Source organism: Variovorax sp. JS1663 (assembly GCF_002157355.1).
Classification (GTDB): Bacteria; Pseudomonadota; Gammaproteobacteria; order Burkholderiales; family Burkholderiaceae_C; genus Variovorax.
Genome location: NZ_LYMK01000045.1, coordinates 1 through 12,260, shown reverse-complemented (window position 1 = coordinate 12,260; position 12,260 = coordinate 1). Strand labels below are relative to the sequence as shown.

Sequence of the window (12,260 nt, the reverse complement as noted above, 5' to 3'; positions counted from 1 at the left end):
GCAGGTTAGCGCATCGGACGCTCTCCACGGCGGCGGCGCGATGCATGCCGGCGCGTGCCGCGCCACACGACGAGCCAGGCGAAGCCGAGCGGCAGGAAGAAGGCCGCGAGCGCGCACAGCGCGTGGAGCACTTCATCGGCCATGGCGCGACACGCAGCGGGCCAGGTGTTCGCGCCAGCCTATCAGCCGGCCGATCTCGCCCGAGGGCACGGTCTCGATCAGCCCGTGCAGCACCGCGGCATAGCTCGACAGCGGCAGCCGCACCATCAGGCGCACGCGCGGCGCGTCGTCCTCCTGCGAACTGCAGCCATGCAGCAGCGGCTCGCAGCGCACCACGCCGGCCAGCGGGCAGCGCGCCACCGCCTCGCGCACGCGCCGCGCATCGGCGCAGGCGACAGTGACGTCGAGCACGTGGAAGGTGTCGGCACGGCCGGCGGCGCGCACCGCCATGCCGCCCAGCCCCGGTTCTCGATAGCCTGCATAGGCCATGGATCGGACTCCTCAGCGGGCGGCGTCCAGCGCCAGGTTGAGCGCGAGCACGTTCACGCGCGGCTCGCCGAGCAGGCCCCACAGCGGGGTCTCGGTGTGGTCCTCGATCAGCTGCGCCACGTGGTCGGGCGTGAGCTTGCGCGCCCGGGCCACGCGCGCGGCCTGGTACTCGGCCGCGGCGGGGCTGATGTGCGGATCCAGGCCGCTGGCCGAGGCGGTGACCAGGTCCACCGGCACCGGCTTGTCATTGCCGGGATCGGCCGCGCGCAGCGCCTCGACGCGGCCCTTGACCGCATCGGCCAGCGCCGGGTTGAGCGGGCCCTGGTTGCTGCCGCCCGACGCGCTCGCGTTGTAGGCCATGGGCGCAGTGGCCGAGGGGCGGCCCCAGAAGTGGCCGGGGTCGCTGAAGTTCTGGCCGATCAGCGAGGAGCCGACCGGCTTGCCGCCGCGCATCACGAGGCTGCCTTCGGCCTGCGCCGGGAACAGCGCCTGCGCGGCGCCGGTCACGGCCATCGGATAGAGCAGCCCGGTCAGCGCGCTCAGCAGCACGAAGAGCACGAGGGCGGGACGGAGGGTCTTGGTCATGGTGATTTCTTCAGACAAGGTGGATCGCGACCAGCAGCCTGTCGATCAGCTTGATGCCGACGAAGGGCACGAGCAGGCCGCCCAGGCCGTAGATCGCGAGGTTGCGGCGCAGCAGCGCGGCCGCGCCCACCGGGCGGTAGCGCACGCCCTTCAGCGCGAGCGGGATCAGGAAGACGATGACCAGCGCGTTGAAGATCACCGCCGACAGGATGGCCGACGAGGGGCTCGCCAGCCGCATCACGTTGAGCGCCGCGAGCTGCGGATAGGTCGAGACGAAGATCGCCGGGATGATGGCGAAGTACTTCGCCACGTCGTTGGCGATGGAGAAGGTGGTGAGCGAGCCGCGCGTCATCAGCAGCGCCTTGCCGGTCTCCACCACTTCCAGCAGCTTGGTCGGGTTGGAGTCCAGGTCGACCATGTTGCCGGCCTCCTTGGCCGCCTGCGTGCCGCTGCCCATGGCCACCGCCACGTCGGCCTGCGCGAGCGCCGGCGCATCGTTGGTGCCGTCGCCGGTCATCGCGACCAGGCGGCCCTCGGACTGGTACTGGCGGATCAGCGCCAGCTTGTCCTCGGGCGTGGCCTCGGCCAGGAAGTCGTCCACGCCGGCCTCGGCCGCGATCGCCGCGGCGGTGAGCTTGTTGTCGCCGGTGATCATCACCGTGCGGATGCCCATGCTGCGCAGCTCGGCGAAGCGCTCGCGGATGTCGGGCTTGACGATGTCCTTGAGCTCGACCACGCCGAGCACCCGGTTCCCCTCGGCCACCGCCAGCGGCGTGCTGCCGCGGCGCGAGACTTCGTCGGCCGCGCGCATCACCTCGGGCGGCATCGCACCGCCATGCGCCTCCACGTGCCGGCGCACCGCGTCGACCGCGCCCTTGCGCAGCTGCACCGGCTCCCCATCCAGGCTGCCCGGCGCGGCCGGCAGGTCCACACCGCTCATGCGGGTCTGGGCGGTGAAAGGCACGAAATGCGCGCCTTCCACGCTCTTGTCGTCGGCACCGCCGCGGCGCGCCAATTCGACGATGCTGCGGCCCTCGGGCGTTTCGTCGGGCAGCGAGGCCAGCAGCGCGATGCGCGCCAGCCGCTGCTGCTGCACGCCGGGCGCGGCCAGGAAGGCACTGGCCTGGCGGTTGCCCAGGGTGATGGTGCCGGTCTTGTCCAGCAGCAGCACGTCCACGTCGCCGGCGGCCTCCACCGCACGGCCCGAGGTGGCGATCACGTTGGCCTGCATCATGCGGCTCATGCCGGCCACGCCCACGGCCGACAGCAGGCCGCCGATGGTGGTGGGGATCAGGCACACCAGCAGCGCGACCAGCGCGGTGAGCGACACCACGGTGCCGGCCTTCATCGCGTCGACGCTGAAGATCGAGTACGGCAGCAGCGTGACGGTGACCATCAGGAACACCAGCGTCAGCGCCACCAGCAGGATGGTCAGGGCGATCTCGTTGGGCGTCTTCTGGCGCTTGGCGGCCTCGACCATGCCGATCATCCGGTCGAGGAAGGACTCGCCCGGGTTGACCGTGATGCGCACCACCAGCCAGTCCGACAGCACGCGCGTGCCGCCGGTGACGGCCGAGAAGTCGCCGCCCGATTCGCGCACCACGGGTGCCGATTCGCCGGTGATGGCGCTCTCGTCGACCGAGGCCACGCCTTCGATCACCTCGCCATCCAGCGGGATGACGTCGTGCGCTTCCACCAGCACCACGTCGCCGCGGCGCAGCTCCGGCGCCTGCTGCGGTAACCAGGCCCCCACGCTTGCCACTGCGTGTGCTGCGCTGCCCCCCGAGGGGGCTCTTTCGCCTTGGGGCGGCCCGGCGGCGAAAGACTTGCCGCCGTGGTACGGCTCCACCAGTTTCTTGGCCCAGGTGTCCTTGCGCAGGCCGCGCAGCGAAGCCGCCTGCGCCTTGCTGCGGCCTTCCGCCAGCGCCTCCGCGAAGTTGGCGAATAGCACGGTGAACCACAACCAGATGGAGATCGACAGCACGAACCCGGGCTGCATGCCGGTGTCGCCCGGAAAGCTCAGCGCATGCACCCACAGCAGCGTGGTGAGGATGCTGCCGATGTAGACGATGAACATCACCGGGTTGCGCCACTGCACCCGCGGGTCCAGCTTGGCGACGGAGGCCCACAGCGCGGGCCGCACCAGCTCGGCATCGAACAGACCCAGGTGCTTCTTCCTGCGCGCCAGGGCCTTGGCATCGGCGGTCAGCGCGGCCTCGGTGGGCTCGCCGATCGCCGCGACGGGGGAGGGATTCTTCTTCATGGCCTCGGGCCTCATTTCCAAAGGATCAGGTGCTCGACGATCGGGCCCAGGGCCAGCGCCGGCACGTAGTTGAGCAGGCCGACCAGCAGCACGGTGCCGATCAGCAGCACCACGAACAGCGGGCCGTGCGTGGGCATGGTGCCGGCCGTGACCGGCAGGCGCTTCTTGGCGGCCAGCGAACCCGCGATGGCGAGCACCGGCACGATCACGCCGAAGCGGCCGATCCACATCGCCACGCCGAGCAGGGCGTTGTAGAAGGGTGTGTTGGCCGACAGGCCGGCGAAGGCGCTGCCGTTGTTGTTGCCGGCCGAGGTGAAGGCATAGAGGATCTCGGAGAAGCCATGTGCGCCCGGGTTGGCGATGCCCGCCTTGCCGGCGTCGGCGATCACCGCGACGGCGGTACCGGCGAGCACCAGGATCGGCGTGATCAGGATGGCGATCGAGGTCAGCTTCATCTCGTGGACCTCGATCTTCTTGCCCAGGTACTCGGGCGTGCGCCCGATCATCAGGCCAGCGATGAAGACCGCGAGCACGGCGAAGATCAGCATGCCGTAGAGGCCCGTGCCGACGCCACCGAACACCACTTCGCCGAGCTGCATCAGCACCAGCGGCACCATGCCGCCCAGCGGGGTGAAGGAGTCGTGCATGCTGATCACCGCGCCGCAGGAAGCCGCGGTGGTGATGGCCGCGAACAGACCCGAGGCGGCGATGCCGAAGCGCACTTCCTTGCCTTCCATGTTGCCGCCGGCCTGCACGGCGCTGGCGGCCTGGTCCACGCCCAGCGGTGGCAGCAGCGGGTTGCCCGCCTGCTCCGCCGGGATCACCGCGACCACAGCGAGCACGAACATCACCGTCATCGCGGCCAGGATCGCGATGCCTTGGCGCTGGTCGCCGACCACGCGGCCGAAGGCGAAGCACAGCGCGGCCGGGATCAGGAAGATGGCCAGCATCTGCACGAAGTTCGAGAGCGCCGTCGGGTTCTCGTAGGAGTGCGCCGAGTTGGCGTTGAAGAAGCCGCCGCCGTTGGTGCCCAGCATCTTGATCGCCTCCTGCGAGGCGACCGGGCCCATGGCCAGGGTCTGGGTGGTGGTGCTCGCGTCTTCCGTCACCGCGTTGCCGGCCGCGTCCTTCAGCGGCTGGCCGGCGGCGTCGAGCTTGGGGTTCTGGTAGGCGGTGGCCTCGATGGTCGTCACCGTCTTGTAGGCGTCGAAGTTCTGGATCACGCCCTGCCCCACCAGCAGCAGCGCGATCACGAAGGACAGCGGCACCAGCAGCCAGGCGGTGATGCGCGTCATGTCGACCCAGAAGTTGCCGACGAAGCCGCGCCCATCCGTGTTGCGCGCCGCGAAGCCGCGCGCGAGCGCGAAGGCGACCGCGATGCCGGTGGCGGCCGAGAGGAAGTTCTGCACCGACAGGCCGAGCATCTGCGTCAGGTAGCTCATCGTCGACTCGCCGGCATAGCCCTGCCAGTTGGTGTTGGAGACGAAGCTCACCGCGGTGTTGAAGGCCGAGTCGGGCGACACCGCGCCCATGCCGGCCGGGTTGAGCGGCAGCAGGTGCTGCAGCCGCTGCAGGCCATAGACGGCCAGCGCGCCGATGGCGTTGAAGGCCAGCAGCGCGAGCGCGTAGCTGCGCCAATGCATGGAGCGCTCCTCCTCCACGCCGGCCAGGCGGTAGAGCGGCGCCTCCGCGCGCTGCATCCAGCGCGGCAGCCGCCCCTCGCACAACGCGGCCAGCCAGCGGCCGAGCGGCCAGGCGAGCAGGAACAACGTCACCAGGAAAAGACCCAGCAAGGTCCAGGCAGAGCTATTCATGGATGCAGCCTCCGCAGTGGAATGCCTTCGCCAGCGAACACCGCGGAGCCGGCTTTGCCGGGCCGCTGGTGTTGCCCCCGGCGAGGGGGTTGGCGGACCACACGAAGTGGGGGAGCCTGGGGGAGAGCTTGGTCATCAGAATTCCTCGGCGCAGATCAGCGCGAAGACGAGGTAGGCGAACAGGATCACGGCCAGGAGGCCTGCGAATCCATAGAGCACACCGAGGCCGATCACTTGGGCTCTCCCTTGGGCGCGTCGAGCTTCACCAGCCCGAGCACGGCCTCGGCCATGACGACCCACAACACCGCGATCGCGGCGATCCATACGAAATCCATCTGTCACTCCTGCATGCAATGCATAGGCAGGCAGTCTCGCGAGACGCACATAAAGATGGGGAACAGAGTCGGGGAGCGGCCGTAAAGAAAGCGTAAAAGCGCCGCGCTGCCACAAGGACCCGGGACCGGACGTCTACCTGCTGCCTGCGCGCCAGGCGGCGTGATAGCCCCGGCCTATGCAGGGCATAGCGGAGCGCTTCTCGACAGCCCGGCGGCAGCCCTCCAATAATCAAAGTTCTTTCTTTGATTAATAGCAGGACTGTCATGAACCCCAGAACAAGAACATGGCTGGCCGCCGGCCTCGCCGCACTGGCCGCGGCAGCCGCCGGCTATGCGCTGATGGCGCGGGCCAAGCCGGCCGACGGCGGTGGTGGCGGCGGCGCGATGCCGCCGGCCAAGGTGGCGGTGGCCACCGCCTCGCAGACCGAGCGGCCGCGCTACCTGGCGGGCATCGGGGCGCTGGAGGCGCACCGCCAGGTCGAGGTGCCGGCGGAGGTGGAGGGGCGGGTCGCGAAGATCCTCTTCAGCCCCGGGGCCGAGGTCCGCGCCGGCCAGCCGCTGGTGCAGCTCAACGACGCGCCCGAGCAGGGCGACCTGGAACGGCTGCAGGCCCAGCGCGCGAATGCCAAGGCCCTGCTGGAACGCACCCGCCGCCTGCTGCCGCAGCAGGCCGCCACGCAGGAACAGCTGGAGCAGGCGCAGGCCGGCTTCGATGCGGCGAGCGGCGAGCTGCGGCGCCTGCAGGCACTGATCGATCAGAAGCGCATCAAGGCGCCCTTCGACGGCAAGCTGGGCCTGCGCAAGGTGCACCTGGGCCAGTTCGTGCGGGCCGGTGACGCCCTCGTCTCGCTGACCGACAGCCGCACGCTCTACGCCAACCTCACGCTGCCCGAGACCGCGCTGCCGATGCTGAAGCAGAACCAGGCCGTGCTGCTCCAGGCCGATGCCTGGCCGGGCCGGGTCTTCGAGGCCCGCCTGAGCGCGATCGAGCCGCAGATCGGCGGCGACACCCGGACCGTGCGCCTGCAGGCCACGGTGGACAACGCCGACGCCGCGCTCGGCGCCGGCATGTACGTGAGCGGCCGGGTGGCGCTGCCGCCGCGGCCCGATGCGATCGTGGTGCCCGAGACGGCGATCAGCTACAGCACGCACGGCGACTCCGTCTTCGTTCTCCGGCCCGGCGAGACGGCCGGCAGCTTCAAGGCCGAACAGGTGTTCGTGAAGGCCGGCGACCGGCAGGACGGCACCGTGGTGATCGAGCACGGCCTGAAGGCCGGCGACCGGGTCGTGACCTCGGGTCAGCTGCGGCTCTACAACGGCGCGCCGGTGCAGCCCAACGACAAGGACACGCTGGCCGCGGCGCAGGAGCGCCGCTCATGAAGTTCACCGACCTGTTCGTGCGCCGGCCGGTGCTGGCGCTGGTGGTGAGCACGCTCATCCTGCTGCTCGGCGCGCGTGCGCTGGGCGACCTGCCGGTGCGGCAATACCCGCTGACGGAGAGCACCACGCTCACCATCACCACGCAGTACCCCGGCGCCTCGCCGGAGCTGATGCAGGGCTTCGTCACGCAACCGATCGCGCAGGCGGTGGCGACCATCGAGAACGTCGACTACCTGTCCTCGTCTTCCACGCTGGGCCGCAGCGTGATCAGTGTGCGCATGAAGCTCAATGCCGATGCGAACCAGGCGCTCACGCAGGCGATGGCGCAGGTCAGCCAGGTGAAGTACCGGCTGCCGGCCGAAGCATTCGATCCGGTGATCCTGAAGTCCTCGGGCGAGGCCACGGCCGTGGCGTACGTCGGCTTTTCCAGCAAGACGATGCCGATGCCGGCGCTCACCGACTACCTCTCGCGCGTGGTGCAGCCGCAGTTCGCCTCCATCACCGGCGTGTCCGGCGTCGAGGTGTCGGGCGGGCAGACGCTGGCGATGCGCGTGTGGCTCGACCCGAACCGCATGGCCGCGCGCGGCATCTCGGCCGGCGAGCTGGCCGACGCGCTGCGCCAGAACAACGTGCAGGCCGCGCCCGGACAGGTGAAGGGCCTGTACGTGGTGTCGAACATCCGCGTGAACACCGACCTGGTGAACGTGGCGGAGTTCCGCGACATGGTGATCAAGCGCGACGGCGACGCCATCGTGCGCCTGGGCGACGTGGCCACGGTGGAGCTGGGCGCGGCCAGCGCCGACAGCAGCGCGACGATGGACGGCGTGCCCGCCATCTACCTCGGCCTGCAGTCGGCACCCAACGGCAACCCGCTGGTGATCGTGAAGCGCATCCGCGAGCTGCTGCCCGGCATCCAGCAGAACCTGCCGCCGGGCGTGGAAGTGCAGTTGCCCTTCGAGCTGGCGCGCTTCATCGAGGCCTCCATCGACGAGGTGCGGCACACGCTGCTCGAAGCCATCGCCATCGTGGTGATCGTGATCTTCCTGTGCCTGGGCTCGGTGCGCGCGGTGCTCATTCCGGTGGTGACGATTCCGCTGTCGATGCTGGGCGCGGCTGCGCTGATGCTGCTGTTCGGCTTCAGCATCAACCTGCTGACGCTGCTGGCGATGGTGCTGGCCATCGGGCTGGTGGTGGACGACGCCATCGTGGTGGTGGAGAACGTGCACCGCCACATCGAGGAAGGCAGGTCGCGCGTGCAGGCCGCGTTGATCGGCGCGCGCGAAGTGGCCGGCCCGGTGATCGCGATGACGCTCACGCTCGCGGCGGTGTACGCGCCCATCGGCCTCATGGGCGGCCTCACGGGCTCGCTCTTCAAGGAGTTCGCCTTCACGCTGGCGGGCGCGGTGGTGGTGTCGGGCGTGATCGCGCTCACGCTGTCGCCGGTGATGAGCTCGTTCCTGCTGCCGCAGGACACCACGGGCAGCCGCATGGCGCGCGCCGCCGAGGCCTTCTTCCATCGGCTCGCCACGGGCTACGGCCGGCTGCTCGACGTGTCGCTGCACCACCGCTGGGCCAGCGGCGCGTTCGCGGCGCTGGTGCTGGTGAGCCTGCCTTTTCTCTACAACGCGGCGCAGCGGGAGCTGGCCCCGGGCGAAGACCAGGCCATGGTGCTGACCGCCATCAAGTCGCCGCAGCACGCCAACATCGACTACGTCGAGAAGTTCGGCAAGAAGTGGGACGAGGTGTTTGCCGCGCTGCCCGAGAACACGGGCCGCTGGCTCATCAACGGCTCGGACGGCGTGTCGAACAGCATCGGCGGCGTGCAGCTGTCCGACTGGAAGGACCGCCAGCGCGATGCCGACCAGATCCAGGCCGACACGCAGGGCCGCATGAACGAGGTGGAAGGCAGCAGCGTCTTCGCGTTCCAGCTGCCCTCGCTGCCGGGCTCGACCGGCGGGCTGCCGGTGCAGATGGTGATCCGCAGCGCGGGCGACCACCGCACCGTGTTCGAGGCCATGGAGGCGCTGAAGAAGTCGGCGCGCGACAGCGGCAGGTTCGCCGTCGTCGACAGCGACCTGGAGTTCAACAACCCCACGGTGGAGATCCGCGTGGACCGCACCAAGGCCAACAGCCTGGGCGTGACGATGAAGTCCATCGGCGACACGCTCGCGGTGCTGGTGGGCGAGAACTACGTCAACCGCTTCGGCATGGACGGCCGCTCGTACGACGTGATTCCGCAGTCGCCGCGCGAGCAGCGGCTGACGGCCGAGGCGCTCTCGCGCTACTTCGTGAAGAGCGCGAGCGGCCAGCCCGTGCCGCTGGCCAACCTGGTGCAGCTCTCGACCAGCGTGGGCCCCAACAAGCTCACGCAGTTCAACCAGCTCAATGCGGCCACCTTCCAGGCCATTCCGATGCCGGGCGTGACCATGGGCGACGCGGTGGCCTTCCTGAGCGAAGAGGCGAAGAAGCTGCCGGCCGGCTTCAGCTACGACTGGCAGTCGGACGCGCGGCAGTTCACGCAGGAGGGCTCGGCGCTGGTGATGGCCTTCGTGTTCGCCATCGTGGTGATCTACCTGGTGCTGGCGGCGCAGTACGAGAGCCTGCGCGATCCGCTGATCATCCTGATCAGCGTGCCGATGTCGATCTGCGGCGCGCTGGTGCCGCTGGCGCTGGGTTTCGGCACCATCAACATCTACACGCAGATCGGGCTGGTGACGCTGATCGGGCTCATCAGCAAGCACGGCATCCTGATGGTGGAGTTCGCCAACGAGATCCAGGTGCACAGGGGCCTCGACCGGCGCACGGCCATCGAGGAGGCGGCACGCATCCGGCTACGGCCCATCCTGATGACCACCGCCGCGATGGTGGTGGGCCTGGTGCCGCTGCTGTTCGCCAGCGGCGCGGGTGCCAACAGCCGCTTCAGCATCGGCCTGGTGATCGTGGTCGGCATGCTGGTGGGCACGCTGTTCACGCTGTTCGTGCTGCCCACGATGTACACGCTGCTGGCGCGCGACCACCGAGCGGCCGGCGCCTCGCAGCGCGCGGCGGAGCTGGCCGAGCTGCTGCCGGTGGGAGAACGCGCATGAGGACCGACACGATGCCGACGCGATTCGCTTTTCTTCTGCCGGCGCTCGCGCTGCTGCTGGCCGGCTGCGCTGTCGGCCCCCGCTACGCCGCGCCCCCTGTAGAGCCGGTCGCGATCGCCGCGCCCGAGCAGTCGCTGTTCTCCAGCGACGCGGTGCAGCGCGACTGGTGGCGCCAGCTCGAGGACCTGCAGCTCGATGCCCTGATCGAGCGCGCACTGGCCCACAACCACGACATCCGCATCGCCCAGGCCCGGTTGGCCGAGGCGCGCGCCGTCACCGACGAGGCCGCGCTCGAGCGCTGGCCGGCCGTCACCTTCGGCGCCGAGCGCACGCGCAGCATCGCCCAGGGCAACGGCCAGCCGCCCGAAGCCCGCACCCTGGCCGAGAGCAGCCGCGCGGGCTTCGACGCCGCCTGGGAGATCGACCTCTTCGGCCGCCTGCGCCGCCTCTCCGAGGCCGCCGACGCACGCGCCCAGGCCAGCGCCGCCGACCTCGCTCAGGTGCGCATCGTCGCGGTGGCCGAGCTGGCGCGCCAGTACTACGAGATGCGCGGCGCCGAGCAGCGCATCGCGATCACGCGCGGCACGCTGGACAGCCTGCGCGCCGGCCTGCGCGTGACGCAGGCGCAGGTGCGCACCGGCCGCGGCCTGGAGGGCGACCTGGCCAGCGCCGAGGCCAACCTCGCCACCACCGAGGCACAGCTGCCCGCGCTGGAGACCGCGCGCCGGCTGGCGGCCTACCGGGTCGCGGTGCTCGCCGGCCTGCGCCCCGCCGAGCTGGAGCCGCTGATCGCGCCCCGGCCGCTGCAGCCGCTGGCCAAGCGCCTGCCGCTCGGCGACCTGCGCACGCTGCTGGCGCGCCGGCCCGACGTGCTGCGCGCCGAGCGCAGCCTCGCGGCCAGCACGGCCGATGTCGGCGCCGCGACCGCGGAGCTCTACCCGCGCGTGGACCTGAACGCCTTCATCGGCTTCGTCGCCCTGCGCGGCGCCGACCTCGGCAGTTCCGCCAGCCGCGCCTTCAGCGTCACGCCAGGCCTGCGCTGGCCCGCGCTGCGCCTGGGCTCGGCCCGCGCGCGCCTGCGCGGCGCCGAGGCGCGCAGCGAGGGCGAACGGGCCGCGTACGAACAGGCCGTGCTGCGCGCCATCGAGGAAGTGGAAGGCGCGCTCGCCAGCCACGGCCAGAACCAGGCGCGGCTGCAGCAGCTGGCGCAGGCCGCCACGCAGAGCCGGCGCGCTGCCGAGCTGGCGGCGGTGCGCTACCGCGAAGGCGCGGCGCCGTACCTGACGGTGCTCGATGCCGACCGCACGCTGCTGCGCGCGCAGGAGGCGGTGGCCGAGGCCGAGACGGCCTCCTACACCAGCCTGGTCGCGCTCTACAAGGCGCTGGGCGGTGGATGGGAAGCGCCATCCGACGCCGCGGCTGCACAGGCACCGGCCGCGAGCGGTCCCGCGAGCTGACAATCGCTTCCTGAGTCCCACCCCCACGAGAACCATGTCCGCGCCCGACGACACCCCGTCCTGGCTGCCGGTGCCGCACCAGCCGGCCGAGCGCATCCTGTCCCTGCTCAAGACCCGGGGCACGCTGGGCATTCCCGACCTGGCGAAGCTGCTCGGCGTCAGCGTCGAGGCGGTGCGCCAGCAGATGGCGCGGCTGCAGGCCGACGGCCTGGTCGAGGCGGAATCCCGCGCCGCCGGCCGCGGCCGGCCGACCCAGATCTGGCACCTGACCCGCGAGGGCCATGCCCGCTTCCCCGACACCCATGCCGAGATGACGGTGCAGATGATCGGTGCCGTCATCAGCGTCTTCGGCCAGGAGGGCATGGACCGCCTGATCGGCGCGCGCGAGGACGCCATGCGCGCCGCCTACCAGGACGCGATGCGCGGCGCGCGCAGCCTCAAGACGCGCCTGGCGCGGCTGGCCGAAGTGCGCAGCCGCGAAGGCTACATGGCCGAGTTCCGGCCCGAGGGCGAGGGCTACCTCTTCATCGAGAACCACTGCCCCATCTGCACCGCCGCACGCGCCTGCACCGGCTTCTGCCGCAGCGAGCTGCAGCTCTTCGGCGAAGTGCTCGGCCCCGACGTCGAGGTCAGCCGCGTCGAGCACGTGCTTGCGGGCGCGCGGCGCTGCGCCTACGCGGTGCGGCCCCGCGCCCGCGCCTGACCGGATTTCCCGTTCCCCCACCACCCACCAAGAAAGGAAACCCCATGGAACACACCCTCCCACCCCTTCCATACCCCCTGGACGCGCTGGCCCCCGAGTACTCCAAGGAAACGCTGGAGTACCACTACGGCAAGCACCACAACGCCTA

General features: G+C 70.6%; 10 protein-coding genes and 1 pseudogene. 5 read left to right on the top strand and 6 right to left on the bottom strand.

The window, feature by feature from the left end; genetic code table 11:
• Nucleotides 1-5 precede the first annotated feature (5 nt).
• The 6 genes from A8M77_RS36510 to kdpF form a co-directional block, all read right to left on the bottom strand.
• Complete coding sequence (locus tag A8M77_RS36510; protein ID WP_192871693.1) at nucleotides 6-143, bottom strand: hypothetical protein; 138 nt, start codon at nucleotides 141-143, stop codon at nucleotides 6-8.
• A complete protein-coding gene (locus A8M77_RS27975) occupies nucleotides 133-489 on the bottom strand; it encodes a hypothetical protein (protein ID WP_086924735.1) in 357 nt (118 codons plus the stop codon). Before A8M77_RS27975 ends, A8M77_RS36510 begins: the two co-directional genes overlap by 11 nt.
• A gap of 12 nt (nucleotides 490-501) precedes the next feature.
• On the bottom strand, nucleotides 502-1,074 hold the full coding sequence (gene kdpC, locus A8M77_RS27970; protein WP_086924734.1) for a potassium-transporting ATPase subunit KdpC: 573 nt from the start codon (nucleotides 1,072-1,074) through the stop codon (nucleotides 502-504).
• 10 nt (nucleotides 1,075-1,084) lie between these two features.
• Nucleotides 1,085-3,337 carry a potassium-transporting ATPase subunit KdpB gene (gene kdpB, locus A8M77_RS27965; protein ID WP_238137001.1) on the bottom strand — a complete coding sequence of 751 codons (2,253 nt, stop codon included), beginning with the start codon at nucleotides 3,335-3,337 and terminating at the stop codon, nucleotides 1,085-1,087.
• A gap of 11 nt (nucleotides 3,338-3,348) precedes the next feature.
• Nucleotides 3,349-5,151: a potassium-transporting ATPase subunit KdpA gene (gene kdpA, locus A8M77_RS27960; protein ID WP_086924733.1), complete on the bottom strand. Its 1,803-nt coding sequence runs from the start codon at nucleotides 5,149-5,151 to the stop codon at nucleotides 3,349-3,351.
• Nucleotides 5,152-5,286: 135 nt separating this feature from the next.
• On the bottom strand, nucleotides 5,287-5,385 hold the full coding sequence (gene kdpF / locus A8M77_RS27955) for a K(+)-transporting ATPase subunit F (protein ID WP_086924732.1): 99 nt from the start codon (nucleotides 5,383-5,385) through the stop codon (nucleotides 5,287-5,289).
• Nucleotides 5,386-5,750: 365 nt separating this feature from the next.
• Between kdpF and A8M77_RS27950 the strand changes: the two genes are divergently transcribed.
• From A8M77_RS27950 to A8M77_RS27930, 5 genes and pseudogenes are all read left to right on the top strand, one after another.
• Nucleotides 5,751-6,866, top strand: a complete 1,116-nt coding sequence (locus tag A8M77_RS27950; protein WP_086924731.1) for an efflux RND transporter periplasmic adaptor subunit — start codon at nucleotides 5,751-5,753, stop codon at nucleotides 6,864-6,866.
• Entirely contained in the window at nucleotides 6,863-9,952 is a 3,090-nt protein-coding gene (locus A8M77_RS27945) for a MexW/MexI family multidrug efflux RND transporter permease subunit (RefSeq protein ID WP_086924730.1), read from the top strand. The genes A8M77_RS27950 and A8M77_RS27945 overlap by 4 nt, the downstream gene beginning before the upstream one ends.
• On the top strand, nucleotides 9,949-11,409 hold the full coding sequence (locus A8M77_RS27940; RefSeq protein ID WP_238137000.1) for an efflux transporter outer membrane subunit: 1,461 nt from the start codon (nucleotides 9,949-9,951) through the stop codon (nucleotides 11,407-11,409). Before A8M77_RS27945 ends, A8M77_RS27940 begins: the two co-directional genes overlap by 4 nt.
• Before the next feature lie 34 nt (nucleotides 11,410-11,443).
• Nucleotides 11,444-12,112, top strand: coding sequence for a helix-turn-helix transcriptional regulator (locus tag A8M77_RS27935; RefSeq protein ID WP_086924729.1), 669 nt, complete (start codon nucleotides 11,444-11,446; stop codon nucleotides 12,110-12,112).
• A 44-nt stretch (nucleotides 12,113-12,156) separates the two neighbouring features.
• Nucleotides 12,157-12,260, top strand: a pseudogene (locus A8M77_RS27930) (superoxide dismutase [Fe]); the annotation flags it as partial.

What these genes read in the sequence shown, in the direction of transcription:
- A8M77_RS36510 (WP_192871693.1), bottom strand. Translation starts at nt 143, where the DNA reads ATGGCCGATGAAGTGCTCCACGCGCTGTGCGCGCTCGCGGCCTTCTTC.
- A8M77_RS27975 (WP_086924735.1), bottom strand. Translation starts at nt 489, where the DNA reads ATGGCCTATGCAGGCTATCGAGAACCGGGGCTGGGCGGCATGGCGGTG.
- kdpC (WP_086924734.1), bottom strand. Translation starts at nt 1,074, where the DNA reads ATGACCAAGACCCTCCGTCCCGCCCTCGTGCTCTTCGTGCTGCTGAGC.
- kdpB (WP_238137001.1), bottom strand. Translation starts at nt 3,337, where the DNA reads ATGAAGAAGAATCCCTCCCCCGTCGCGGCGATCGGCGAGCCCACCGAG.
- kdpA (WP_086924733.1), bottom strand. Translation starts at nt 5,151, where the DNA reads ATGAATAGCTCTGCCTGGACCTTGCTGGGTCTTTTCCTGGTGACGTTG.
- A8M77_RS27950 (WP_086924731.1), top strand. Translation starts at nt 5,751, where the DNA reads ATGAACCCCAGAACAAGAACATGGCTGGCCGCCGGCCTCGCCGCACTG.
- A8M77_RS27945 (WP_086924730.1), top strand. Translation starts at nt 6,863, where the DNA reads ATGAAGTTCACCGACCTGTTCGTGCGCCGGCCGGTGCTGGCGCTGGTG.
- A8M77_RS27940 (WP_238137000.1), top strand. Translation starts at nt 9,949, where the DNA reads ATGAGGACCGACACGATGCCGACGCGATTCGCTTTTCTTCTGCCGGCG.
- A8M77_RS27935 (WP_086924729.1), top strand. Translation starts at nt 11,444, where the DNA reads ATGTCCGCGCCCGACGACACCCCGTCCTGGCTGCCGGTGCCGCACCAG.